Genomic DNA, 26123 nt, shown 5'->3' with positions numbered 1-26123 from the left:
AAATTCGATTGACCGCCTTTCGGAGGCTGACCCGTGGCAATCAGATGCCGAATTCAGAGTGTTCCGATTCTCCTTCGCCCGCAACACGCGATACAACCTCCGTGCATTACAAAAGTCGACGGTTCGCCTCCGATCGAGGAGGCGTGCCATGTAATCGAGTTCCGAAGGAGAAAGAGGAAACATGAGAACAATCCTGGGCGTCACTGCGTGCGCGATGTCTGTCCTGCTGGTGGCAGGCTGCGCGGCGCCGCTGAATCGCGATAAAGAAACATCGTTGAACAAGGCCGTCGGCATCGAGGTGACGCCAGTCGCCAACGGCGTCTCAGTCAAGCTGCCCGAAGCCGCGCTGTTCGAGTTCGGCAAATCCGAAGTGCGCGGCGACGCAACGGCAGTCATCAATCGTTCCGCCGTTCTGCTCAAGCGCAGTAAGAAGCCTGTGCTGGTCGAGGGTTACACCGACAATGTCGGCACGCTCGACTATAACCAGCAGCTTTCCGAAGCACGCGCCACCGCGGTAGGTTATGCGCTCGTGGCACGCGGCGTGGCGATGGAGCGGATCCGGACGAAGGGCAACGCGTACAACAACCCTGTCGCCAGCAACGATACGGTCGAAGGGCGCGCGCTGAACCGGCGCACGGAAATCGTCGTGCGCGGCGAAACGATGGACACGCTGATGGGAAAGCAGTAAAGAGTAGGCGCTAACTATCCTGTCGCCAGCAATCTCAGGCGACCAATCGGGCGCTCCCAGCGCCCGATTTCAGACCGCCACGTAGTCGCGCAACGCGATCTGCACGTCGGCAAGCACCGAATCCCATCGACCCAGCTCCCGCTGCCTGAACAGGCGCACTGACGGGTACCACGGGCTATCGTCGCGATCGGCCATCCAGCGCCAATCCGTGCAGGTGGGCAACAGGACCCAGACGGGGCGGCCGGCGGCACCTGCCAGATGAGCGACCGATGTGTCGACGGTAATCACCAGATCGAGCGATTGAAGAATGGCGAGGGTATCGGAAAAATTGCCGATCTCCGAGCCCAGTCGCTGCATGTCGATAGGCGCCGGCAACGCGGCGGTTTCAGCTTCTGCTTGCCCCATTTGCAACGAGACCCACTTCACCCCAGGTTGCTCAAGGATGGGCAACAAGCGGCTTAACGCAACCGAGCGATAACGGTCGAGTCCATACGCCGAATTGCCTGCCCATACGAGCCCCACGCGCTTTTTCCGCGTGGAATGCGTATCGAGGCTATCGCCGGCGTCGATACGCTGCTGCCAGAAACGCACCAACGCCTGCTCCGCTGCCAGATATGGCATCGCGACAGGAAGCATCGGCAAGCTCAGCTTCATATGCTCCGGCATCCTGAGCATTCGACACCAGAAGTCGTACGGTCCAGGCGGCGGTTCGGCCCATGCCGCGTGAACACCGCTTGCGCCGCGCGCCAACTCGGTCAGGGGAGCGCTGACCCACACGTCGACTGAGGCACCCTGCCGATTCAGCCACGTAGCCAGCCGAAGAAACTGGATCTGATCGCCAAGCCCTTGCTCGCCAATGAGCAGAAACCTCCGGCCTGCCACCGGTTCGCCTTGCCACTCAGGAAAATTGGGGCGAACCAGATCGTGGTTTTCCGGCAGTGCTTCATGCCAGCGATATTGTTTCCAGCCTTGTTCGAAATCGCCGAAGCGCAACTGCGCGGCCGCCAGATTGAATTGAATCGGCGCGTTGTCGGGCAGCAGCCGGGCAGCTTCGGCGGCGTGCAATCGCATTTGAGAGAATTCGCCCAGCATGTTGCACACGTACGATGCATTGTGATGCAGCCCGGCGCGCTCTGAGTCGATAGCCAGCGCCTCGGCGACTACGCTGGCGGCATCCTGAAAACGATGCACGGTGTTCAGTGCAAAGACCACTTGTTCAAGCGCGGCGGCATCGGCGGAAAAGCGTGTGCGCAGTTGAGCCAGCACCGGGTCGATCTGTGGGTCGCGCCCGGCTTTCCACAACGCTGCGATCAGTTCGAGCCCATCGTGCAAGTGCAACGATTCGAACGCCCACACGCGCACCCAAAGATCCGCGGCCTCGGCAAACCGTTCGCATTCCGTGCTGATTCGGGCCAGGGCGCGCACGGCGTGTTGTAATCCCGGATCGAGTTCGAGAGCCTTTTCGTAGTGCATTCGTGCCTCAACCAGGCGGCCAGAGAGCTTCAGACAATCGGCAAGATTCCGATGCAGGTTCGCCGTGCCGCCGCTCAGATCGAGCGCGCGATGGTAGAACGCTTCAGCCGCCACACGCTCATTCCGGAGCGCCGCAAGCAATCCACGATGCTCCCAGATGTCCGCACGTTCGGGCGCAGCCGTCAATGCCTCGTCCAGATACTGCTGCGACAGTTCGACCTGATTCTCGCGAAAACAGGCGAGCCCCATGCGGTGAAGAGCGTGAACATGCCGTGGTTGTTGTTCCAGTGCGCGTTCGTAGTCGAGCATCGCTTCATGCGTCCGCCCGGCGGAGAAATGGGCATCCGCGCTTGCAACCAGGGCGTTGACCGCCGCTGCGCTACGGGAAAGGTCCGACGGGCCGGTCAAGTTGTGAATCGACATTTCTTAAAGCCCGTTTCCATCCGATAGCGACGGTGTTTTCTGCGGAGCCGGCTCGCGGGAACGCGTCATCGCCTGCAACCTTGCGGCCACCCGCTCGACCGCAGGCCCCCACGCTCCCGGCCCCGGCTGCCTGAACAGTTCGACCGAGTCGTACCAGGGTTGCGTCTCCTCATTGCCCCAACACCAGTGCGATACGTGATCGAGCATCGCCAGCACCGGGCGCCCCAGCGCGCCTCCGAGATGCAATGGTGCGCTGTCGATGGTCACCACGGCATCCAGCGTGCTCACGTGCGCGGCCACGTCGTCGAAACCCGCCTGGTAGTGCGCGGTCAGATCGCGGACGCGATAACCCTGTGCGCTAAAAGCCTCCACATCGGCGTGACGACCAGGCGTCAGCGGATGGAACACCACATTGGGAAGCGCGAGAATCGGCGCCAGCGCCGCAAGCGGAATCGACCGCTTCGCGTCGCGACGATGCGTCGGGCTGCCCGACCACACGAGGCCGACATGCAATCGCGCCGCCTCTGCGTCACACCCGCTTATCCGTTCGCGCCATGCAGCGACCCGGCTTGCATCGGCACGCAAGTAGGCCGCACCACGCACGTGCTCAGGCAGCAAGCCAAGCACCGACGGCACGCTCATGATCGGCAAACCAAAGTGCGGCTTGCCGAGCGGTCCATCCTCGATGGACACGCAATCCGCGTAAAAGTGCGCAAACAGCGGCCGTAACGCCCGGCGCACCGCGAGCACCAAGCGCCCGCCCTCGTCCCGTACGCGCGCCGCCAGCTCGGGCACGAAGCGCACCATCTGGATATCGTCGCCGTTACCCTGTTCGCTGTGCACGATCAGGGTCTTGCCGGCCAGCGGCTCGCCCTGCCAGCACGGACACAACCGCTCCATCATTCTCACGACGTTGTTCGGCTCGCGGTCCTCGCGCGTCAGACGCGCCGCGAAATGCGGCCATGCGTTCGGCCAGTCGCCGCGCCGCAACTTCAGATCGCCCAGATCGACGGCCGCCTGTGACGTGGAGGGGTCGAGCGTGAGGGCTGCGTGCAGCGCCGTTTCAGCGTCCGCAAAACGCGCCTGCTCGGCGAGATACATACCGATCGCGGCCAGCACGTGGACATTGCCGGGCGCGGCGGCATCGGCAGCGCGCATGGTCGCCTCTGCCGCGGCTGCGTCGTTGCATTGCCATTGCGCGTGGCTCAACTGCCAGGCCATCTCGGCGTCGGCCGGATTGCGTGCGAGCCTCTCGCGGCAAACACGCTCGACCGTGTGCCAATCGCGTACTTCCCGAAACGCCAGCACGAGCTGCAACGGCAACTCGGGATGGATCGCTGGGTCGAGCGCGTACGCCCGCAATAAAGCTGCGCGGCGCTCGGCCGGCGCGCTCTCATCCGGCAGCGCTGTCAGCGAGATCGCCAGCCACCACGGCGCCCGGGCGTCCTGCGGCGCGTGTTGCTCGTAAGCACGCAACATATGCGCCGCTGCCGAATGAGCACCACAGTGGTCGAGCAACCAGACGATCCACTCGACCGTTGCAGCCGAAGGCTCCACGGTTACCGCCAGTTCGCTGTTGCGCTGCGCCGCCTCGGCGCGGCCGAGTGCGTCGGCGAACAGTGCCACGCGCGCATGACGCGCGCCGTTCCCCACCGCCTGCGCTTGCGATGCACTGTGGTACGCCGCCTCAAAACGTCCTGCGCTCGCGCACAGATCAGCGTGCAATTGCGGCGTGACACCCTCTGCAACGAATTCGAGCGCTCGTTGCTCGGCGGCGTCGAAACCCTGTTCGCGCAAGATCGACCACAGCAGACGCACGGGACCGACGAGTTTTAGCATGGTGGAATCGGACATAAGAACGCAGAGAAGTTGCGGCACGCGGAAACGCGCAATCGCAGAAATAGGACTCGGTACATAAACGGCTTAACGATTGCAAATAATCCTTTACGCATCCGAATTTCGAGCGCACCAGCATAAGACAAATGCACGTTTTTTCATCTCACAAATCAATCTCGATATAGTGTTGTTGAACATATTTGCTTAGTTACCCATAATTATTTTCCGGACGATTTTTAGCAACGCTCTAAATGGTCCGGATCAACAACAAACGAAAAGGAGTAGCGATTGAATACTACGAACTCGAAAGAAACGTCTGACCGCATTGCACATCTGGCCGCAGTCGTTTTACGACGCCCAGGTGCCCTGTATCAGGAGAAGGAACTCGCGGGTTCCGCGCTGGCGCAGCACCACACGTCGAAACAGACCAGCACGGCAATCGGCAGTCTCGCGGCGAAAGTGCTGGCCGATCACCATTCCTGCATCGAGGCCAAGGAACTGGCCGGCTCCGTGCTATCGCAAGTGCGTCATTTGCATGGGCAAGCGCCCGCACACTAAACGCTCACCGATACCCAGCCATGTCCCTGCGCAACACCTTCGCCGGGCAGCGGACGACAAAGTAAAGGCACAGGGCAAAAAAAATGCGCTGCCGAGGCAGCGCATTTTTCAATCACAAGCGTCAAGGCGACGCCGGTCAAAGCTCAACTCGATACGCGAAAACTCAACCCGCGCGCGCCAGCAACAACGCGTTGGTACGCTTCACGAAGCTCGCCGGATCTTCCAGCGCGCCACCTTCAGCAAGCAGCGCCTGATCGAACAGCAAATGGCACCAGTCGTCGAAACTCGCACTATCCGCGTGCAAGCCCTTGACCAGCGCATGCTCGGGGTTCACTTCGAGAATCGGGTGGAACGACGGCGCGTCCTGGCCAGCGGCCTTCAGCATACGTTGCAGATAGCCGCTCATTTCGCCGTCGTCAGCCACGAGGCAAGACGGCGAATCGGTCAGGCGGAACGTCAGGCGGACGTCCTTGGCCTTGTCCTTCAGCGCTTCCTTCATCTTCTCGACGAGCGGCTTGAACTCTTCGCCGACCTTCTCCTGCGCCTGTTTTTCTTCGTCGTTCAACGCGCCAAGGTCGAGATCGCCGCGCGCAACGCTTTGCAGCGGCTTGCCGTCGAATTCGTTCAGGAACGACAGCATCCATTCATCGACGCGATCGGTCAGCAGCAGCACTTCCACGCCCTTCTTGCGGAACACCTCAAGATGCGGGCTGTGGGTCGCGGCTTGCCAGGTGTCGGCGGTCACGTAGTAGATCTTCGATTGCTCGGGCTTCATGCGCGCGACGTAGTCGGCGAGCGACACGGTCTGCTCCGGCGATTCCGTATGGGTCGACGCAAAACGCACCAGCTTCGCAATACGCTCGCGATTGGCGAAGTCTTCGCCGATGCCTTCCTTCAGCACCTGACCGAATTCCTTCCAAAAGCCGGCGTACTTTTCCTTTTCGGCATCGTTCTCCGAATTGGCCAGTTCTTCGAGCATCGACAGCGAACGCTTGGTTACGCCTTCGCGGATTGCCTTCACATCACGGCTTTCCTGCAGGATTTCGCGCGACACGTTCAACGGCAGATCCGCCGAATCGACCACACCCTTCACGAACCGCAGGTACCCCGGCAGCAATTGTTCAGCGTCGTCCATGATGAACACGCGCTTCACGTACAGCTTCAGGCCCGCGCGATGATCGCGGTTGAACATGTCGAACGGGGCATGCGTCGGCACGTACAGCAGTTGCGTGTATTCGCTGCGGCCTTCGACGCGGTTATGCGTCCACGTCAGCGGATCCTGGTGATCGTGCGAGAGGTGCTGGTAGAACTGTTTGTACTGTTCTTCTGTGATGTCGTTCTTCGAACGGGTCCACAGCGCGCTTGCCTGGTTGACGGTCTCGTCCTCGTCCTTCGTGACCATCTCGCTCTTTTCAGCGTCCCACTCTTCCTTCGCCATCAGGATGGGCAGCGCGACGTGATCGGAATACTTCTGGATGATCGACTTCAGACGATGCGACGACAGCAGTTCATCTTCATCGGCGCGCAGATGCAGCGTGATCGTCGTGCCGCGCGCGGCACGTTCGATTTGCTCCACTGCAAAATCACCCTCGCCCGCGCTTTCCCAGCGCACGCCTTCCGAGGCCGGCAGACCGGCGCGGCGCGTCTCGACCGTGATCTTGTCCGCGACGATAAAGCCCGAATAAAAACCCACGCCGAACTGGCCAATCAGCGCCGCGTCTTTCTGCTGGTCGCCGGAGAGCTTGCCGAAGAATTCCTTGGTGCCCGAGCGCGCGATCGTGCCGAGATTGGCAATCGCTTCGTCGCGGCTCATGCCGATGCCGTTGTCGTCGAGCGTGATGGTGCGCGCGGCCTTGTCGTACGAGACGCGAATCCGCAGATTCGGATCGTTTTCGTACAACGCGCTGTTTTCGATCGCCTCGAAGCGCAGCTTGTCGGCCGCGTCGGACGCATTCGAAATCAGCTCGCGCAGAAAGATTTCCTTGTTGCTGTACAGCGAATGGATCATCAGGTGCAGAAGTTGTTTAACTTCTGCCTGAAAGCTCATGGTTTCTTGTGCCATGGTCGGACTTCCTCTCTGTTACGAATGACGAATGGGGTTATACATTGCCCGCGTAATTTGGGGCAAGGCGGCGCGGTTTCAAGAGGCGCGCCGCGCGACGCTGTCGAGATACCGGCACAGGAACGTCGAGAGTTCAGGATCGCCGCAGTTGGCGATATTGAAGCGCATCCACGTGGTGGGTGATTGCTGCGGCGAAAACAGGCTCCCGGGCGTCAGCAGGAAGCCCTCTTCGTGGCCTGCGGCCGCGAGCGCGCTCGCATCGACGCCGGTATCGGCCCACAGGAACATGCCTGCCGTGGGCGTCAGGAATAGCTTCATGCCGGTCTTCTCGAGCATCCGCACGGATTTTTCGCGCACACCGTCGAGACGCGCACGCAGCCGCTCGACATGCCGGCGATAGTGGCCCTCGGTGAGAATCTTGTAGAGCACGCGCTCGTTCAGTTCGGGGCTCGTCATGCCGACCAGCATTTTCTGATCGCTGACGGCTCTCGCCACCTCCGGCGCGCAGGCGATAAAACCCACGCGCAGATTGGGCGCGAGCGTCTTCGAAAAGCTGCTTAGATAGATCACGCGCTTTAACTGGTCGAGGCTCGCGAGCCGTGTGCCGGCATAGCTCGGCGGGCACAGATCGCCGTAAATATCGTCTTCGACGACGATGAAGTCGTACGCTTCGGCAAGCCGCAGGATTCGGAACGCCTGCGCGGCCGTGAGCGACGTGCCGGTGGGATTCTGCAGCACCGAATTGATCACCAGCATTTTCGGCCGCCACGTCTCTACCAGCGACTCGAGCGCGTCAAGGTCCGGCCCATCCGGCGTGTACGGCATGCCGACCAGCCGCGCGCCTTGCGACGCGAAGCGCCCGAACATCTGAAACCAGGCCGGATCGCCGACGATCACCGCGTCGCCCGGCTTCACGTAAATCCGCGAAATCAGGTCGATGGCCTGGGTAATACCGGAGACCATCACGATCTGATCCGGTGAAGCGCCGATTTCCAGCTCCTCCAGCCGCGTCTGCAACTGCTGCCGCAGCGGCAAAAAGCCCTGCGGCGTGCCGATGCCGAGCATCTGCGCACCGCTTTGCCGGCCGAGCGTGCGCAGCGCGTTGGTGATCAGGTCGCCGTCGAGCCAGCGCGCGGGCAGGTAGCCCAGACCCGGGCTGCGCTCGGGGCGCGCGCCCGTATGCAGCATGTTGCGCAGCAACCAGACGACGTCGATCGTGGCCGGCGCGGGTGCCGCTGCGGCAATGGTGCGGATCTCAGCCGTCGGCGCGCTGCCCAATCGCTCGCGCACATAGAAACCCGAACCGCGCCGCGACTCCAGGTAGCCCTGCGCCACCAGCCGCTCGTACGCCTCGACTACGGTGAAACGCGACACGCCCTTATCCAGCGCCAGTTTGCGGATCGACGGCATGCGCATGCCGGGACGGAACACGCGCTCCTCAATGCGGCGGCACGCCCACTGGACGAGCTGCTCCACCAGCGTCAGCGACGCCGTATCGTGAGGTGTGGGAATCTGGGCAAGCGGGACGGACATAACGGGCTCCAACTGTACCGAACGGTATCGAATCGATTGTACCGTTACTGTGCCGGTCCTCGCCGTTACATTTAAGACTACATTTAAGATAAGCAACGGATGACGAAGCGGCTCAGGGCGGCATGCACCGCACGCTAGCAATCTTGGGAAAGACCAGCCCGAACCTCATCCGCCTGGCCCGCCGACCCGGCAAACGGTTATGCTTACGACCCCGGCCACGCTGCCGCCGCATCCGGCGCGCGTTCCGGCTTACCGCAGAAACCGTTTCCCGATCCGCCATGACTGCCCACTTGCTCAGCCTCGATCACCTCGTGATTTCCGCCCGTACCCTCGACGAGGGCACGCAGTATGTCGCCGAGACCCTCGGCGTCGCACCGGCCGGCGGCGGCGCGCATCCGCTGATGCGCACCCACAATCGCCTGCTGAACCTGTGGGGCGGCGTGTATCTGGAGGTGATCGCGATCGACCCGCAGGCTGCGGAACCTGTGGATGGCGCCGTGCCCCGCACCCGCCTGTTCGCCCTCGACGATCCGGCGACGCAAGCGCGGCTCGAAAAAGGGCCGTACCTGTCGCACTGGGTCGCCCGAGTCGACCGCCCGAAGCAGCTCGCTGCATGGCAGGCGCAGTATCCGCAGCGCATTGCGCCGATCGTGCCGATGACGCGCGGCGATTTCAGCTGGGGTCTGTCGGTGCCGGACGACGGCGCGTTCCCCGCGTGGCAAGGCGCGGGCGACGGCGTGCTGCCGTCGCTGATCCAGTGGGACACGGCGCAGCATCCGTCGACGGCGTTGCCGGAAACGGACATCGCACTGAAAGCTTTGAAAGCAGTCCACCCGCAAGCCGACGCGATTGCCGCGCAATTGCATTGGCTGGGCGCTGCGCACCTGATCTCACTCGAGCCCACGGAAGACGCCGCGGCGCTCGTCGCCGAGTTTGAAACACCCGAGGGTCTACGGACCCTTAAATAAGCAGCGCGCGCGGGTTACCAACTCGCGCGATAATTGAAGTTTTGACCGCTTCCAGAGATACCAGCAGAGGAGACCATGAACCAAAGCGACTTGAAAGCCCCCACGTGGCAACTGTCCGAACGCGCACGCAAGCTCACGAGCTCGGCGATTCGCGAGATCCTGAAGGTCACGGAACGGCCCGAAGTCATTTCGTTCGCGGGCGGCCTGCCCTCGCCGGCAACCTTCCCGGCCGAACGCATGCGCGAAGCATCCGACCGCATTCTGCGCGACGCGCCCGCCGCGGCGTTGCAATACAGTGCGACTGAAGGCTACCTGCCGCTGCGTGAATGGATCGCGCAACGCTATTCGGTGAACGGCGCACAGATTCGTCCTTCGCAGGTGCTGATCACGACCGGCTCGCAGCAAGCGCTCGACCTGCTCGGAAAAGTGCTGGTGTGCCCGGACAGCCCCGTGCTGGTCGAAACGCCGACCTACCTAGGCGCGCTGCAATCGTTCTCGATGTACGAGCCGCGCTACGTGCAGGTGCCGACCGACGAGCAAGGCCTGATTCCCGAAGCGCTCACGCCCGAGCTGACGGCCGGCGCGCGCCTTTTGTACGCACAACCGAACTTCCAGAATCCGACGGGCCGCCGCCTGCCGGTCGAACGCCGCCGCGCATTGGCCGCGTTTGCGAAGACCGCGCCGTTCCCGGTGATCGAAGACGATCCCTACGGCGCGCTCGACTACGCGGGTGAACCGCTGCCCACCATGCTCTCGATGGCGCCGGATCAGATCGTCCATCTCGGCTCGTTCTCGAAAGTGCTGGCGCCGGGCCTGCGGGTCGGCTACATCATTGCGCCCGAAGAGTTGATCTTCAAGCTCGTGCAGGCCAAGCAAGCCACCGATCTGCACACGCCGAGCTTCACGCAACGCATCGTGTACGAAGTGGTCAAGGACGGCTTCCTCGACACGCACGTGCCCACCATTCGCGAACTGTATCGCGATCAATGCGCGGCGATGCTCGCCTCGCTCGAACGCTATATGCCCGAAGGTGTGAGCTGGAACCGTCCGGAAGGCGGCATGTTCGTGTGGGTGAATCTGCCCGCGCAGATCGACAGCATGAAGCTGCTCGAAGAAGCCGTGGCGCAGAATGTGGCATTCGTGCCGGGCGGCCCGTTCTTCGCGAGCGAAGCCCAGCACAACACCCTGCGCCTCTCGTTCGTCACGGTGCCGCCTGCCAAGATCGACGAAGGCGTGTCGCGTCTCGCGGCACTGATCCGCGCGAAGGTCTAAGCGACCCCGGCCGCCGCGCCGGGTTACCGATTTCCACTACTGATCGAGGACACACCATGGCTCAAACAAATGTGTATGACAAGCTTAAGGAACTGGGCATCGAACTGCCGAGCGCAGGCGCGCCCGCAGCCGCCTATGTGATGAGCGCGCAAAGCGGCAACACGGTGTACCTGTCCGGCCACATCGCCAAGAAGGACGGCAAGGTGTGGGCCGGCAAGCTCGGCGCCACGCTCACCACCGAAGAAGGCAAGGCCGCCGCACGCTCGATCGCGATCGACCTGCTCGCGACGCTGCACGCGCATGTGGGCGATCTGAATCGCGTCACGCGCATCGTCAAGCTGATGAGCCTCGTCAATTCGACGCTCGAGTTTACCGAACAGCATCTGGTCACGAACGGCGCATCCGAGCTGGTCGCGGACGTGTTCGGCGAGCGCGGCAAGCATGCGCGCTCGGCGTTCGGCGTGGCGCAGATTCCGCTCGGCGCATGCGTCGAGATCGAGATGATCGCCGAAGTCGAATAACGCACGCCAACAGGATAGCCCGCCGGGTTCACCCAGCGGGCTATCCTTAGCGCACTGAACGCGTCGCAAGGTGTCTGCCACCTGCGACGCGTTTTGCATTAGTGGCGAGGTAGATCGTTCGCTTGCCACCAGCTAGAATCCGCGAACCCTACCCTTCTGCCGGATTCGCCGGTTCGCGCCCAATGCCCGCCAACTTCGTTCGTTTTAAACAGGTCGACGTGTTCACGTCGGTGCCGTTCAAAGGCAATCCGCTTGCTGTCGTGTTCGACGCCGATGCGCTCGATGCGGATCAGATGCAGGCGATCGCGCACTGGACCAATCTGTCCGAAACCACCTTCCTGCTGAAGCCGACCGACCCGGCCGCCGACTATCGCGTGCGTATCTTCACGACGCATGGCGAATTGCCGTTCGCCGGTCATCCGACACTCGGCACCGCGCATGCATTGCTCGAAAGCGGCTATCAGCCGAAGCAGGCCGGCAAGCTGGTGCAGCAATGCGGCGTGGGGCTCGTCAACTTGCAAGCGCTCACTGAATCCGGACCGGCCGGTAACGCACAAGGCGGATGGGCTTTCGCCGCGCCGCCCGCGCGCGTCACGGCGCTTCCCCAGGATCAGTATGCGGCGCTGACTACGGCTTTGCGTAGTGACGCAATTGATTTCAGTGCGGCGCCCTGCGCGGTCGACAACGGTGCGCCATGGCTCGTCGTGCGCGTCAATTCAGCGCGCGACTGTCTCGCGCTCGAACCCGACGCCGCTGCGCTCGCCGACATCGTGCATTCGATGAACACCCACGGTCTCGCCGTCTACGGACCGCACGGCGCCGGCGGCCCGGCCACCTTCGAAGTGCGCTGCCTGATGGCAGGCGGCCGCTTCGGCTTCGGCGAAGATCCGGTGACGGGCAGTGCGAATGCCGCGCTCGCGGGCCTCCTGAGCGCCCAGCAATTACGCCCGGGCTCACACTACACGGCCCGCCAGGGCACCATCCTGGGTCGCGCAGGCGACGTTTCGGTGCACTACGACGACGCGGCCGGCAAGACGTGGATCGGCGGCCCATCGGTGACGATCGTCGACGGCACGTTCCGGTTGCCATGAACGACGCGGCGCTCGATTGCATGCCGGCAACGACCGGCCTGCCGCTGAATGCCGCCCGTATCTCGCCGCTTCGGGCCGCGTTCGGGCCGCGATCGGGCACACACGCCGCACCGCTTGCACGATTAATGCGCCACGCATGACGAGAGGCCTGGCACACCTGAATTCCGGATCCCGATGAAATATTCGAAAACGACTGCCAGGCTGCGGCCCCATGGCTGGCCGCGCCGGCTGCGAATTCAGCCGGCCGGAACGGTCTGTGGCGCCCGCGTATACCCGATGCGCGGCCCCTTCCTTAATCCAGTGGCATTAAGTAATATCGAAACGTACCCGATGACCTGCGGATGGTCAGGCACGACGCCACGCTCCGTTCTCCTGCGCAGCAGTCCCGGCACCTTGGTCACCATGCAGCCACTCATGAAATTAGCGCAGTCGATGCTCGCGCAGTTGCAACTGGCCGGCACCAGGGAACGGGCCGCCCGATGAGCCAGTCCCGCTTCTCCGACCAGCGCGAAGCCAAACCCCGCCGCGATCCTGCCGTGTCGCGCCGCCGTGCCTTGCTCGCGATTCCCGCGCTCGGCGTGCTGGTCCTGATCCTGCTTTGGACCGTGATCTTCGCGCGTCTGTCGGTTGAGAAAGAAGCCACGAATCGTGAAGCAATGGCCTCCGCTGCGATTCTCTCCGCGGCGCTGGAACAGCACACGGTCAAGGCGATTCACCAGGTCGACCAGATCACCCGTTTCGTCAAATACGAATTCGAGAAAACGCCGAATCATTTCGATCTGGCCAGCACAGTCGAAAAGGGCGTGGTGCAAAGCGAGACGCTGGTGCAGGTGTCGCTGATCGACGAGCACGGGACGCTGATCGCCAACACGGCCGAGCTCAATCCCAAACACATCGACCTGTCGGACCGCGAACACTTCAAGGTCCACGAACACGAAAACGACGACCAGTTGTATATCAGCAAGCCGGTGCTCGGCCGCATATCCGGCCACTGGACCTTGCAGATGACGCGGCGTCTGAATCATCCCGACGGCTCGTTCGCAGGTGTCGTGGTGGTCTCCGAGGACCCAAGCTATTTCACCAGTGATTTCTACAACAATGCGGCCATCGGCCGCGAAGGCGTGATCGCGGTGATCTCCGACAACGGCACGGTATTGGCGCGCCGCACGGGCAGCACCGATACCGCGAGCGGCTCATTCTCGGCAAGCGGCTCGTATCCGACCTCGGAGCATGTGTCGGGCACCTACGTCGATTCGATCGACAACGTCACGCGCATCGTCTCGTACCGGCATATCGACGGCTATCCGCTCGGCGTGCTGGTGGGCCTGTCGCAAGCTGAAGAATTCGCCGACTACAACCACACGCGCAACGTCTATCTGTTGATGGCCGGCTTCATCTCGCTCGCGATGTTGAGCTTCTTCGCTGTGGCCACCGGGTTGATCGGCAAGCTGCTCGGGCGCGAGCGCGAGATGACGCATCTGGTCGAGTACGATCTGCTGACCGGTTTGCGCAACCGCTATGCCACGCTGCAAACGCTGCGGCACGACGTGGCACAGCCCGCCAATCTCGGGCGCCTCGCAATCCTCTTCATCGACCTCGACAACTTCAAGACTGTCAATGACACGCTGGGCCACAACGCCGGCGACATCGTGTTGCAAATGACGGCCTCGCGCCTCGCCACCGCGGTTGGCGATGGCGGCACATTGAGCCGCATCGGCGGCGACGAGTTCGTCGTCGTCATCAAGGGCGACGACGTCGAAAAGCGCGCCGTCACGCTCGCCGAAGCAGCGGCCGAAGCGTTCGCCACGCCCTTCGAAGTGCGCGGCAGTTCATTCGTATTGCATGCGAGCATCGGCATCGCGCTCTACTCGGTCGCCAACGAGAGCGAAATCGACCTGCTGAAAAAAGCCGACCTCGCGATGTACAGCGCGAAGGACGCGGGCAAGAACTGCTACCAGTTCTATTCGCCGCAGTTGTCGCACCGCGCGGACCATTTGATGAAGTGGGAACAGCAATTGCGCGTCGCGCTCGCCGAAGGCCAGCTGTTTCTCGCCTATCAGCCGAAGATCGATCTGACGCGCCGCTGCATCGCCGGTTTTGAAGCGCTGGTGCGCTGGAACCATCCGGAGCACGGATTGATTCCGGCCAACGAATTCATCCCGGTCGCGGAATCGACCGGCCTGATCGTGCCGATCGGCGACTTCGTGATCGAAACCGCGTGCCGCCAGCTGGCGGTGTGGCAGCAACAGGGTTACGACACGCTATCGCTCGCGGTGAACATCTCCGCGGTGCAGTTCTGGCGTGGCGATCTGTACGAAACCATCTCGCACGCGATCGAGGAAAGCGGCATCTCCGCGCGCCGCCTCGAACTCGAAATCACCGAGACGGCGATGATGGAATACCCCGAACTCGTTTCGGAGAAGATCTTCGCGTTGAAGCGCCTCGGCGTGCGCATCGCGCTCGACGACTTCGGCACGGGCTATTCGTCGCTCTCCTACCTGAACCGCTTCTCGGTCGACACACTGAAGGTGGACCGTTCGTTCGTCCAGGCGATACCCGGCGACCGCAGCGTCTGCGTGATGGTCACCGCCATCGTCAACCTCGCGCGCTCGCTCGGGCTCACGGTGGTGGTCGAAGGCACCGAGACCGAAGAGCAGATTGCGTGGCTCGCCGCGCTCGGCCATATCGAGGCGCAGGGTTTCCTGTTCTCGCGTCCGGTGCCGGTCGACGCGATTCCAGCACTGCTCGAACGCTTCGGCGTATGCGGCATGAAGAGCCACCGCACCGAGCATGAAACCGACAGCACCAGCAGCTTGTCCAGCACGAGCACCAATAGCTGAGTGAGTTCCGGTGGTGCGGCGCGTGTCGCACACAAATGCGCATACAGCCTCTAAACGCCTATGCGGCACCCCCGTGCTTATCCAACCGCAGCCACGCAAAACCAGCTACATTCACGCTGTACTGCGTTACAGCGCGATGCCGGCAGCCGGCCGCGAAGCACACACAACGATGATCCAAAGGGCGGGCCGCCCGCACGCCGGCGCCCGCAGCGCCATGCAGACGATCACAAGCCAGAATGCCGCCAGACGAGGGAAACGGGAACCGCTATGGACGCTGTTCCGGGTGGTGTTCGGCCTGTCGGCGCTGTCGTGGGGCGGCCTCGCGCTGATGGCGCAACTTGAAAACCACTACGTGGAACGCGAAGGACGGCTCTCGCGCGTGGCCTTTTCCGATCTGATCGCGCTCGCCTGGATGGTGCCCGGCCCGGTGGGCTGCAATGTCGCCGTGCAACTCGGGCATGCGCTGCGTGGACGCGCCGGCGCCTGGGTGGCGGGCGTCGCAAGCGTGCTGCCCTTTTTCGTGCTGATGACGCTGTTCGCGATCTTCTATCGCACGCCGCTCGTGCGCGCCGCCGCCTCTCAAACTGTGATCAATCATTTCAGCGTGGTGCTGGCCACGCTGATCGCGATCACCTGGTACAAACAAACACGCGCACTGGTGCGCGGCAAGCTCGAATGGACCGCGGCAGTGCTCGGGTGCGTGGCGCTCTTCTATGCGCGCAGTCCGGCGGCCTACGTGGTGATGCTTGGCACGGCTTTCGGCGCCGGCTGGCTGGTCAGTCCGGATCGAAACTCGCGCGTCGTCGTGTCGATCGGTCGCGGCGACTGGCACATGCTGGCCGCACTGTGCGTGCTGCTGGCGATATTCGCACTGCCGTTGCCGCATCGCTATGAGCTGGCGCTGCTATGGCCGCGGCTGGCCGGCGCGGGCATGACGTTATTTGGTGGTGGCTTCTCGGCATTGCCGGTACTCAAGACGCTGTTCGTCACGCCGGCGATCGGTGTGTCGGATAACGACTTCACCCTGGCATTTTCGCTATCGCCGTTGTCGCCCGGACCGCTGTTGAACGTGGTGCCGTTCTTCGGCTATCTGGTGGACGGTTGGGTGGGCGCGCTGATTGCGACGCTCGCGCTTTTTGTGCCGTCGGGCTGCCTGGTCGTGCTGGCGCAGCGGCATCTGCATCAGTTGAAGGTCAATCCGCGCTTCGAGCACGGCATGCGGATCCTGCGCGCGGTCACCACCGCGTTTCTGGCCGTGGCGGTACTACGCATCGCGGGGCATGTGCCTTTCCAACCGGTCTACCTGGTGACGGCGCTGTTCTCCGGCATGTGCTTCGCGAAACTCAAGACGCCGGTGTATGTGGTGTACGGGACCGTGGCGATTGTGTGCGGGCTGTGGCTTGCCTACGGCGCGATGCCTTAGGCAAGCCCCCTGGATTCACAGGGCTGTCAGAACCCGCGCGACAGCACCGCCACACCGATCGTCACCACGCCCAGCACGATATTCACCAGCACCAGACGCCGGATCGTGCCGACCGCCTGCGCGCCGTCCGGCCACTTCTGCGCCTGCACCGCACGGCGAATGCGCGGGAATACGGCGAAGCGGATGTGCCCAAAGATCAGCATCATCACGATGCCGAGGCCGGCCATGGCATGCAACGGCCAGGTGGCGTGACCGCCGCCGAACTGCATCAGCAGAAAGCCACCGGTGAGAAGAATCACCAGCACGGCTGCGGCGACCCAGTTGAAGAAGCGACCGAACACCGATTCCCACAAAGGCAAACGCAGTTGCGGCGAAAGATCGGCAATGGCCGGGCGCAGACAGAAATGCGCAAACACCATTCCACCCACCCATACCGCGACCGCGAGCAGATGCAAAAAGAGTGCGAGTTCGATAGCTTTGTTCATGTTGTTTTCCTCTCCCGACGACGCCACACCGCTTATGACGAGTGATATTAGTAGCGGCTATTGAGCGCATTCGACCGCGCGCTATGCGTGCAGTTCCATGTACTGGCTGCGTCTTGACATTCTTTGTAGTTGTTATTGCAACGCGCCCAATGCCGCGACGGCGTTGCACCCCGGATTTTTTGCTACGCGCGGCGCGTGCTTTGAAGCACGCGCCGCGTTCATGCTGAGCCCAACTCTACTTCTATCACTATTACGCAGCGAGCACCGGACGCATACCGTCGAGCTTCATCTTGCTCTCAGGCGCACGCCCCTTGCGAGCCCGCTTGCCGATGTGCGGCGTGAGTGTGGCGCCGCTCAGCTTCTCTTCGTCGACACGGCCGCCGCGACGCGTACCGATCAGCATCACGCCCGCTTTGCTGATGGACAGTGCCTGCAGCAGCGTTTCGTTATCGTCGAGCGCCATCAGCGTGACGCCGCGTCCACCGCCCGAGAGCGTCTTCATTTCGTCGAGGCCGAACACCAGCAGGCGACCACCCGAAGACAGACACGCGATGTGCGTCGCGTCCGGCAGCATCGGCATCGGCGCGAGCGGCGCAGCGCCCGCGTCGATCGTCATGAACGACTTGCCGGCCTTCACGCGGCTCACCATATCGCCGACCTTAGCCATGAAGCCGAAGCCGTTGCTCGACGCGAGCAGCAACGCCTGATCCGCGGAAGCCGCGTAGTAATGCATCAGATGGCTGCCCGATTCGAGTTCGATCAACGACGTGACCGGCACGCCATCGCCCCGCCCGCCCGGCAGCATTGCAACCGCTACCGAATAGACGCGGCCATTGCTGCCCCACGCGACCAGCGTATCCGGCGTGCGGCACTGGAACGCTGCGTAGAGTCCGTCGCCGGCCTTGAACGTGAAGCCCGCCACATCCAGGCCGTGGCCCTTCAGCGCGCGTACCCAGCCCTTCTGCGACACCACCACCGTCACCGGTTCGTCGACCACGCGTGCTTCGAACGTGGCGCGCTTTTCCTGCTGGATCAGCGTGCGGCGCTCGTCGCCGTATTGCTTCGCGTCGCCTTCGATTTCCTTGATGAGCAGACGCTTCATCGCGGATTCGCTGCCAAGCAGTTCTTCGAGCTTGGCCTTCTCGTCGCGCAGTTCGGCCAGTTCCTTCTCGATCTTGATCTTCTCGAGCCGCGCCAACTGGCGCAAACGGATTTCGAGAATGTCTTCGGTCTGCCGGTCCGACAAACCGAACGCGGCCATCAGCGCAGCCTTCGGTTCGTCCGATTCGCGGATGATGCGGATGACTTCGTCGATATTCAGGAAGACGATCATCCGGCCTTCGAGAATATGAATCCGGTCGTCGACCTTGCTCAAGCGATGCCGCGTGCGGCGCGTGACCGTTGCAAAGCGGAACGCGATCCACTCGTGGATGATTTCGCTCAGGCCCTTCTGACGCGGCCGGCCATCGCCGCCCACCATCACCATATTGAGCGACGCGTTCGATTCGAGGCTCGTATGTGCGAGCAACGTGTTGACGAAATCGGTCTGGTCGATGCGGCTCGACTTCGGCTCGAATACGAGACGCACCGGCGCATCCCTGCCCGACTCGTCGCGCACCGCGTCGAGCAGCGCGAGCATGGTCTGCTTGGTCTGCAGCTGTTCGGGCGTGAGCGCCTTCTTGCCGAGCTTGATCTTCGGGTTGGTCTGCTCTTCGATTTCTTCGAGCACCTTCTGCGCGGCCGTATTCGGCGGCAGCTCGGTGATCACGAGTTGCCACTGGCCGCGCGCGAGCTCTTCGATCTTCCAGCGAGCGCGCACTTTCAGGCTGCCGCGGCCGCTTTCGTAGGCCGCCGAAATCTCCGCGTCGCTCGAAATGATCTGGCCGCCGCCCGGGAAGTCCGGCCCGACGACGTGTTGCATCAACTCGGCGTGCTCGATCTTCGGATTGCGGATCATTGCGACGGCTGCTGCCGCCACTTCGCGCAGGTTGTGCGACGGGATTTCCGTGGCAAGGCCCACGGCAATGCCGGATGCGCCGTTCAGCAGCACGAAGGGTAAACGTGCGGGCAACAGCTTCGGTTCTTCGAACTCCCCGTCGTAGTTCTTCATGAAGTCGACCGTGCCCTGGTCAATCTCATCGAGCAACAGCTTCGCGATCGGTGTCAGGCGCGCTTCGGTGTACCGCATCGCCGCTGCGCCGTCGCCGTCGCGCGAACCGAAATTGCCCTGGCCGTCGATCAGCGGATAGCGCATCGAAAAGTCTTGCGCGAGACGCACCAACGCGTCGTACGCCGACTGGTCGCCGTGCGGGTGGTACTTACCCAGCACGTCGCCGACCACGCGCGCCGACTTGACGGGCTTGGCGTTGTCGCCGAGCCCCATGTCGTTCATGGCGAACAGGATGCGGCGCTGCACCGGCTTCTGGCCGTCGCATACGTCGGGCAGCGCGCGGCCCTTGACCACGCTCACTGCGTAGTCGAGGTACTGGCGTTCCGCGTAATTGCCGAGCGTCAGGAAGTCGCCCTCGGGGGGAGGCGGCTCGGTGAAAAGGTCGAGAGTGTTATCGTCGTCCATCTAGATTCCGTATCCGTGTTTGGCGTGAAGTTTTCGTGCGAATCGTGAGCGCTTTAAAAGACGCTCAGATATCCGCTTCCACTTCGTTGCCCTTTTCTTCCAGCCAGCTGCGCCGCGACGCCGCTTCGCCCTTACCCATCAGCATCGTCATGCGCGCCACCGTGGCGTCATAGTCGAGCGCGCCGAGCGCCACCGGCGTCAGGCGCCGCGTGTCGGGGTTCATCGTGGTGTCCCACAACTGCTCCGCGCTCATTTCGCCCAGGCCTTTGAAGCGGCTGATGGACCATTGCGTCTCGCGTACGCCGTCTTTGCGCAGCTTGTCGAGGATCGCTTCGAGCTCGCCTTCGTCGAGCGCGTAGAGCTTCTGCGCCGGCTTCTTGCCGCGTGCGGGCGCATCGACCCGGAATAGCGGCGGACGCGCCACGCACACATGTCCACGCTCGATCAGCTGCGGGAAATGTTTGAAAAACAGCGTGAGCAGCAACACCTGGATGTGCGAACCGTCGACGTCAGCGTCCGACAGAATGCAGATCTTGCCGTAGCGCAGATTCGACAGATCGACCTTGTCGTCCGGGCTATGCGGATCGACCCCGATCGCCACCGAAATGTCGTGCACTTCGTTGTTGGCGAACAGGCGGTCGCGCTCGGTTTCCCATGTGTTCAGCACCTTGCCGCGCAGCGGCAGGATCGCCTGGTATTCCTTGTCGCGGCCCATCTTCGCCGAGCCGCCTGCCGAGTCGCCCTCGACGAGGAACAGTTCGTTCCGGCCAATTTCCGTGGATTCGCAATCGGTCAGCTTGCCGGGCAGCACCGCCACGCCCGAGCTCTTGCGCTTCTCGACTTTTTGTCCTGCACGCGTACGTGCCTGCGCCTGTTTGATGACGAGGTCGGCGAGCTTCTTGCCGAGCTCGACGTGCTGATTCAGCCACAGCTCCAGCGCCGGACGCGAGAACGACGAAACCAGCTTCACCGCATCGCGGCTATTCAGGCGCTCCTTGATCTGCCCTTGGAATTGCGGATCGAGCACTTTCGCCGACAACACGAACGACACACGCGCGAACACGTCTTCCGCAAGCAGCTTCACGCCCTTCGGCTGCAGGTTGTGCAACTCGACAAAGCTCTTCACCGCCTGGAACAAACCGTCACGCAAACCGGATTCGTGCGTGCCGCCGGCAGGCGTCGGAATCAGGTTGACGTACGATTCGCGCATCAGCGTGCCTTCTTCGCTCCACGCGACGACCCACGTAGCGCCCTCACCTTCAGCAAACGTCTCTTCGCTAGTGCGCGAGTTTTCGACATAGCGCTCGCCTTCGAACAGCGGAATCAGCAGATCGCTGCCGTTCATGCCTTCGAGCAGGTAGCCGCGCAAACCGTCTTCGTACTTCCAGCTTTGCGTTTCGCCGGTTTTCTCGTTGATTAGCGTGACTTCGACGCCCGGCAACAGCACCGCTTTCGAGCGCAGCAGACGTTGCAATTCGCCGAGCGGCAAGTTCGGCGAATCGAAGTATTTGGGGTTGGCCCACGCGGTGACGCGCGTGCCGGACTTCTTGTCGCCTTTGGTCGCGGGGCGTACTTCAAGCTGCTTCGCGACGTCGCCGTTGGCGAAACTCAATTCGGCGATCTTGCCGTCGCGCCACACGGTGACGTCGAGGCGCGTGGACAGCGCGTTGGTGACCGACACGCCAACGCCGTGCAGGCCGCCCGAAAACGTGTAGGCGCCGCCGGCGGCTTTATCGAACTTGCCGCCCGCGTGCAGGCGCGTGAAAACGATTTCGACGACCGGCACGCCCTCTTCCGGATGCATGCCGAACGGAATGCCGCGGCCGTCGTCTTCGACCGAGACCGAATGGTCCGCGTGCAGCGTGACCGTGATTTGCCGGCCGTGGCCGCCGAGGGCCTCGTCCGACGCGTTGTCGATAACTTCCTGAATGATGTGCAGCGGATTTTCGGTGCGGGTGTACATCCCGGGCCGTTGCTTGACCGGCTCCAGGCCCTTCAACACCTTGATCGACGCTTCGCTATACGCGGCGTTTGGCTTTTTCGTAGACATGGTTGACTCGGGTGCGTCGGTTCATCGTTGTCCACAGGTCCTGTGGACAGGTCCGTGGACAATGCGTTGAGTTTTCAAAAAAAGCGAAACGAAACAACGGGGTTAGATGAGGTGCCCGCAGTGCGGGCAAGCTGTTTTGTCGCCTGGCTTCCCATGGGCATGCTCGACGGCGGCTCGACACCGGTTCTACAGCCCGGCAACGGCCAGCCGGTGCGAACGCCGGGGGAAGCCTGTTCGCGGGGTATTTTACTGATTTCGATACAGGCGGCAATTCACGTTGTGCGGAAGTGGCCGTTTGGATAAGGGCCGGCGCTCGGGTGCGGTCTATTATGCGACCGCGATAAGACCGTTACGGGACCGTGAAAAAACCGCGATGGGACCGCTGTGCAGCCGCGGCCCCCGACCTCGGCGTGAGATCGGCGCAACCTCTCGGATCGCGCCGCCCCATCGATCACTTGCGTTTGTTTTCCAGCTCGTCCCAGCGTTCCAGTGCGATCAGCAGTTCCTCGTCGATCGCAGCGTAGCGCGCGGTCAGACGCGTGCCTTCCTGCGCATCTTTCGCGAAAATCGAACCATCTTCCAACTGAGCGCCGATGGTTTTCTGCTCGGCTTCGAGTGCGGCAATTTTGGCCGGCAACGCCTCGAGTTCGCGCTGATCCTTGAACGACAGCTTGGCAGCGCGCTGCGTATTGCGGCCCGCCACGGCACCGCTGTCTTTCGACGCCACTTCCTTGGCGGCTTCTTTTTGCGCGTCCTGCGCCATCTGCTGCGAACGGTCGCGCTGAATCTGCCAGTCGGTAAAGCCGCCAACGTACTCGCGCCACTTGCCGCCGCCTTCCGAAGCGATCACCGAGGTCGCGACGTTGTCCAGGAACGCGCGATCGTGGCTGACCAGCAGCACCGTGCCGTCGTATTCGGTAAGCAGTTCTTCGAGCAGTTCGAGCGTCGGAATGTCGAGGTCGTTGGTCGGCTCGTCGAGCACCAGCACGTTGGCCGGCCGCGCGAACAGACGCGCCAGCAGCAGACGGTTCCGCTCGCCGCCCGACAGCGACTTGACCGGCGACCGTGCGCGCTCCGGCGCGAACAGGAAGTCGCCGAGATAGCTCATCACGTGCTTTTTCTGGCCGTTGACTTCGACCCACTCACTACCCGGGCTGATCGTATCGGCAAGGCTCTTTTCCAGATCGAGCTGCGCGCGCATCTGGTCGAAGTACGCGACCTGCAGATTGGTACCGATACGCACCGCGCCTTCGTCCGGCGGCAACTCGCCGAGAATCATCTTCAGCAGCGTGGTCTTGCCCGCACCGTTCGGACCGACGAAACCGATCTTGTCGCCACGCATCACCGTGGCCGTGAAGGTGTCGACCACCGTGCGCGAACCGTAGCGCTTGGTGACGTCGGTCAGTTCAGCGACGATCTTGCCGGACTTCTCGCCCTGGCCCACGTCGAGCTTGACGTTGCCCTGCACATTGCGGCGTTCGGCGCGTTCATTGCGCATCTCCACGAGCCGTGCGATCCGGCCGACGCTACGCGTACGGCGCGCTTCCACGCCCTTGCGAATCCACACTTCTTCCTGGGCGAGCAGCTTGTCGAACTTGGCCGCTTCCACTTGCTCAATTTCGAGCTGCTGCGCCTTCCTGGTCTGATAGGCGCTGAAATTGCCCGGATACGACAGCAAACGCCCGCGATCCAGCTCGACGATGCGCGTGGCGACGCGGTCGAGAAACGCGCGATCGTGGGTGATGAACAGCAGACCCGCGCGCAACGAAACCAGCAGTTCCTCGAGCCAGCGGATGCCGTCGAAATCGAGGTGATTGGTTGGCTCGTCGAGCAGCAGCACGTCCGGCTGCACGACCAGCGCACGCGCCAGCGCAACGCGCTTTTGCATTCCGCCCGACAGCGAGCCGACCCGCGCCTCTCCATTCAGACCGATTTGCTGCAGCGTGGTGGCCACGCGCGTGCTCCAGTTCCAGGCGTCCGAATGGTCGAGCTCCGACTGCAGCGTGTTCATGCGCGACATCAGTGCGTCGTGCTCCGGACCTTCCGGCTCGTCGGCGAGCTGATTGGCGACCGCGTCGTATTGATCCAGCAGCTCGCGAGCGTGGGTCAGGCCGGCGGCGACCGCTTCGAACACCGTGTCGTCCGTATCGAACTCCGGCTCCTGCGGCACGTAGACCGAGGTCAGACCCTGCTGGCGCGTGACGAGGCCGTCGTCCGGCTTGGTTAGATCGGCGACGATTTTCAGCAGCGACGACTTGCCCGCGCCGTTACGGCCGATCAGCCCAACGCGCTCGCCCGCTTCGAGAGAGAAATCCGCGTGATCGAGCAACGCGACGTGACCGAACGCCAGTTGCGCCCCGGTAATGGTGTAAAGCGACATGGAGAATTGGAGAAGACAGCGATGAGTCGGAACTGCTCATTGTACCGGGCGCGCGGGCGGGTGCCTGTATGCCGGAAGAGATAGGACGAAAGGCCGGCTTGCAAAACGGATTCGGAGCGGCTTCTGAACAGATTGTAAGCAGAGTCCGAGCGGATATTGAGCAGGAAAGCGCGGCCGGGCGGTGCGTGCACACACCCAGCCGGCCGTTCATCGGTGCGGCACGCTTACTTCACGTGCACCGTGATGGTCTTGCTCATCTCCGGACCGTACGAGCGATGCGCGCCGTCGCCGAATTGCAGCGTCAGCGTATGGTCGCCCGGCGGCAGCGTCAGATCGGTTTCGGTCTGACCCTTGCCGAAGTGGAGCGATTTATCGTTGGCGGGAATCACCTCGCCCTTGGGAAGCGGCTTGCCGTCGATCAGCAGATGGTGATGGCCCGTGCCTTCCGTCATCGTGCCAGCCGGCGCGACCGTCATACCGTCGACGCCAAACACGACATGCACCGGATTGCTGACGGTTGCACCGTCCGCGGGCTGCACGAAAGACACGCCTGCGGCCTGCGCCACGCCCGATATGGCGAGCAACCCGGCCAGTACCGTGCCGGCCAGCCATTTGTTTTTTAACATCGTTTTTCTCCTTTTTGGGGAACGAGAGTCATGCGCGGAGCCCTGCAGGTGTCGATTGCGGCTCCGCTTGCCTGGGGCCAATCGTCGCAACGCATGCCAGGCGCCCGCTGCGCCTGTCCAACAGTTGAGCTGCGGATCAAAGCATACACGCTGTGTATGACGGGGTCCGTCACGCGGGCCCGGACACGTCTCTGGCGCTTTGCGGCGATGCCGCATGGGTAATTAGCGGTCCATTTGACAAATTCCGGTAATATTGCGGGTCGCCGCCATGCCCAAAAAAGGGGCAGACTGGGCGGATCATTGCACTGAACCAAAGAAGAGTACGTCGTGAGTGAAGTAATTGAAGTGACTGAATATAAGAGCTGGGTCTGCCTGATTTGCGGCTGGATCTACAACGAAGAAGAAGGCCTTCCTGAAGAAGGTATCGCCCCGGGCACGCGCTTCGCCGCGATTCCGGACGACTGGCGCTGCCCGCTGTGCGATGTAGGCAAGGCGGAGTTTGCGGTGGTGGAATTCTGAGTGAGCTCGATTGAACCCGAGGTGTACTGCCTGATGTAGTGCGGTAGTGCGCCGGGCGGTTCGCGCGGCCCAGTGGGGGACACCCGCTGGGCCGTTTGCTTTGTGGGGTGGGCTTTACAGCCCTCCTCGCGGCTGGGTGTGTTTGAAAGCCAGGAAAGGTCATTCGACCTCGCTCCCAGGATCGCTGACAATTTCGTCGATCCTAGTCCAGTGACTGGAGCAGTCTGAGCCCTTCAGGCCAGTCGCCCAAGTCGCTACCCGCGTTGAGATGCCCCTTCTCTCCAACTTCGATGAGTGTGCTCCCCCACGCGTTAGCGCAGCGACGCGCATAGTCTGTGCCGCCGTAGGGGTCGTTGGAACTTGATACAACGACAGTAGGAAACGGCAGGCGCTCCGATGGTAAAGGCGTAAATCCGGTTGCGACCGCCAGGGGAAACGCCGATGCGGAGGGGTCCGGCACTGCAACGAGCAGCGCCCCACGGATCCGGGGCGAATGACGGGCCGCCCAATGCGCGACCGCCAGGCATCCAAGGCTGTGAGCCACGATGAGGGTGTCGGCGCCGCTTTCCGCTACCTGTTGTTCGATTGCGGATACCCAATCGTCGCATGTAACCTGATCCCAGCCTTCGACAACCAGTCGCCGCCAGTCAGGATGCGCTGCCTCCCACAAAGTTTGCCAGTGTAATGGTCCGGAATTGCCGATACCGGGAACAACGAACACGGGGTACTTCATCTGCTCACTCTCCATCATTGAATGAGCATCCAGTGTAAAAGCGCATGAACTCTGGCAACATCTCAAA

General features: G+C 62.5%; 20 protein-coding genes. 10 read left to right on the top strand and 10 right to left on the bottom strand.

The genetic code is table 11. The features are described from left to right. Nucleotides 1-181 precede the first annotated feature (181 nt). Nucleotides 182-688, top strand: coding sequence for an OmpA family protein (locus KHO23_RS03635; RefSeq protein ID WP_211609657.1), 507 nt, complete (start codon nucleotides 182-184; stop codon nucleotides 686-688). Between the two features lie 69 nt (nucleotides 689-757). Here KHO23_RS03635 and KHO23_RS03630 read toward each other — a convergent pair whose 3' ends face one another. Both KHO23_RS03630 and KHO23_RS03625 read right to left on the bottom strand, forming a co-directional pair. Continuing rightward, complete coding sequence (locus tag KHO23_RS03630) at nucleotides 758-2470, bottom strand: tetratricopeptide repeat-containing glycosyltransferase family protein (protein WP_236066720.1); 1713 nt, start codon at nucleotides 2468-2470, stop codon at nucleotides 758-760. A gap of 117 nt (nucleotides 2471-2587) precedes the next feature. Beyond that, the gene (locus KHO23_RS03625; protein WP_211609656.1) at nucleotides 2588-4438 is read right to left on the bottom strand and encodes a glycosyltransferase family protein; all 1851 of its coding nucleotides are present in this window, start codon (nucleotides 4436-4438) and stop codon (nucleotides 2588-2590) included. A gap of 270 nt (nucleotides 4439-4708) precedes the next feature. On the opposite strand from KHO23_RS03625, the gene KHO23_RS03620 reads away from it, so the two are divergent. After that, nucleotides 4709-4978 carry a hypothetical protein gene (locus KHO23_RS03620; protein WP_120347728.1) on the top strand — a complete coding sequence of 90 codons (270 nt, stop codon included), beginning with the start codon at nucleotides 4709-4711 and terminating at the stop codon, nucleotides 4976-4978. Nucleotides 4979-5141: 163 nt separating this feature from the next. Here the strand turns inward: KHO23_RS03620 and htpG are convergent, their stop codons facing one another. Together htpG and KHO23_RS03610 are read right to left on the bottom strand one after the other, a co-directional pair. After that, nucleotides 5142-7040: a molecular chaperone HtpG gene (gene htpG / locus KHO23_RS03615; RefSeq protein WP_211609655.1), complete on the bottom strand. Its 1899-nt coding sequence runs from the start codon at nucleotides 7038-7040 to the stop codon at nucleotides 5142-5144. 78 nt (nucleotides 7041-7118) lie between these two features. Then, nucleotides 7119-8573 (bottom strand): aminotransferase-like domain-containing protein, encoded by a 1455-nt coding sequence (locus KHO23_RS03610; protein WP_211609654.1) that lies wholly within the window; start codon nucleotides 8571-8573, stop codon nucleotides 7119-7121. Nucleotides 8574-8851: 278 nt separating this feature from the next. On the opposite strand from KHO23_RS03610, the gene KHO23_RS03605 reads away from it, so the two are divergent. The 6 genes from KHO23_RS03605 to KHO23_RS03580 all read left to right on the top strand — a co-directional run bounded on the left by KHO23_RS03605 (nucleotide 8852) and on the right by KHO23_RS03580 (nucleotide 16688). After that, complete coding sequence (locus KHO23_RS03605) at nucleotides 8852-9541, top strand: VOC family protein (protein ID WP_211609653.1); 690 nt, start codon at nucleotides 8852-8854, stop codon at nucleotides 9539-9541. Between the two features lie 75 nt (nucleotides 9542-9616). After that, nucleotides 9617-10813, top strand: coding sequence for an aminotransferase-like domain-containing protein (locus KHO23_RS03600; protein WP_211609652.1), 1197 nt, complete (start codon nucleotides 9617-9619; stop codon nucleotides 10811-10813). A gap of 56 nt (nucleotides 10814-10869) precedes the next feature. Next, nucleotides 10870-11334: a RidA family protein gene (locus tag KHO23_RS03595; protein ID WP_172168551.1), complete on the top strand. Its 465-nt coding sequence runs from the start codon at nucleotides 10870-10872 to the stop codon at nucleotides 11332-11334. Nucleotides 11335-11516: 182 nt separating this feature from the next. Continuing rightward, nucleotides 11517-12425, top strand: coding sequence for a PhzF family phenazine biosynthesis protein (locus KHO23_RS03590; RefSeq protein WP_211609651.1), 909 nt, complete (start codon nucleotides 11517-11519; stop codon nucleotides 12423-12425). 479 nt (nucleotides 12426-12904) lie between these two features. Further along, on the top strand, nucleotides 12905-15265 hold the full coding sequence (locus tag KHO23_RS03585; RefSeq protein WP_211609650.1) for a bifunctional diguanylate cyclase/phosphodiesterase: 2361 nt from the start codon (nucleotides 12905-12907) through the stop codon (nucleotides 15263-15265). A gap of 214 nt (nucleotides 15266-15479) precedes the next feature. After that, nucleotides 15480-16688, top strand: a complete 1209-nt coding sequence (locus KHO23_RS03580) for a chromate transporter (RefSeq protein WP_211609649.1) — start codon at nucleotides 15480-15482, stop codon at nucleotides 16686-16688. Nucleotides 16689-16714: 26 nt separating this feature from the next. Here the strand turns inward: KHO23_RS03580 and KHO23_RS03575 are convergent, their stop codons facing one another. The 3 genes from KHO23_RS03575 to KHO23_RS03565 form a co-directional block, all read right to left on the bottom strand. Then, a complete protein-coding gene (locus KHO23_RS03575) occupies nucleotides 16715-17173 on the bottom strand; it encodes a CopD family protein (RefSeq protein ID WP_169486642.1) in 459 nt (152 codons plus the stop codon). Between the two features lie 250 nt (nucleotides 17174-17423). After that, on the bottom strand, nucleotides 17424-19748 hold the full coding sequence (gene parC, locus KHO23_RS03570) for a DNA topoisomerase IV subunit A (RefSeq protein ID WP_211609648.1): 2325 nt from the start codon (nucleotides 19746-19748) through the stop codon (nucleotides 17424-17426). A gap of 64 nt (nucleotides 19749-19812) precedes the next feature. Continuing rightward, the gene (locus KHO23_RS03565) at nucleotides 19813-21798 is read right to left on the bottom strand and encodes a DNA topoisomerase IV subunit B (protein ID WP_211609647.1); all 1986 of its coding nucleotides are present in this window, start codon (nucleotides 21796-21798) and stop codon (nucleotides 19813-19815) included. Nucleotides 21799-21852: 54 nt separating this feature from the next. On the opposite strand from KHO23_RS03565, the gene KHO23_RS03560 reads away from it, so the two are divergent. Next, nucleotides 21853-22101 (top strand): hypothetical protein, encoded by a 249-nt coding sequence (locus KHO23_RS03560; protein WP_211609646.1) that lies wholly within the window; start codon nucleotides 21853-21855, stop codon nucleotides 22099-22101. A gap of 148 nt (nucleotides 22102-22249) precedes the next feature. Here the strand turns inward: KHO23_RS03560 and KHO23_RS03555 are convergent, their stop codons facing one another. Both KHO23_RS03555 and KHO23_RS03550 read right to left on the bottom strand, forming a co-directional pair. Then, on the bottom strand, nucleotides 22250-24178 hold the full coding sequence (locus tag KHO23_RS03555) for an ATP-binding cassette domain-containing protein (RefSeq protein WP_211609645.1): 1929 nt from the start codon (nucleotides 24176-24178) through the stop codon (nucleotides 22250-22252). Nucleotides 24179-24402: 224 nt separating this feature from the next. Beyond that, nucleotides 24403-24804 carry a DUF4399 domain-containing protein gene (locus tag KHO23_RS03550; protein ID WP_211609644.1) on the bottom strand — a complete coding sequence of 134 codons (402 nt, stop codon included), beginning with the start codon at nucleotides 24802-24804 and terminating at the stop codon, nucleotides 24403-24405. 327 nt (nucleotides 24805-25131) lie between these two features. On the opposite strand from KHO23_RS03550, the gene KHO23_RS03545 reads away from it, so the two are divergent. After that, a complete protein-coding gene (locus KHO23_RS03545) occupies nucleotides 25132-25323 on the top strand; it encodes a rubredoxin (protein WP_074285028.1) in 192 nt (63 codons plus the stop codon). 202 nt (nucleotides 25324-25525) lie between these two features. On the opposite strand, the gene KHO23_RS03540 is transcribed toward KHO23_RS03545, so the two are convergent. Further along, the gene (locus KHO23_RS03540; protein WP_211609643.1) at nucleotides 25526-26056 is read right to left on the bottom strand and encodes an RBBP9/YdeN family alpha/beta hydrolase; all 531 of its coding nucleotides are present in this window, start codon (nucleotides 26054-26056) and stop codon (nucleotides 25526-25528) included. Between the last annotated feature and the right edge of the window lie 67 nt (nucleotides 26057-26123).

This window comes from Paraburkholderia haematera (assembly GCF_905220975.1).
Taxonomy (GTDB): Bacteria; Pseudomonadota; Gammaproteobacteria; order Burkholderiales; family Burkholderiaceae; genus Paraburkholderia; species Paraburkholderia haematera.
This window is presented reverse-complemented; position numbering and strand designations above follow the sequence as displayed.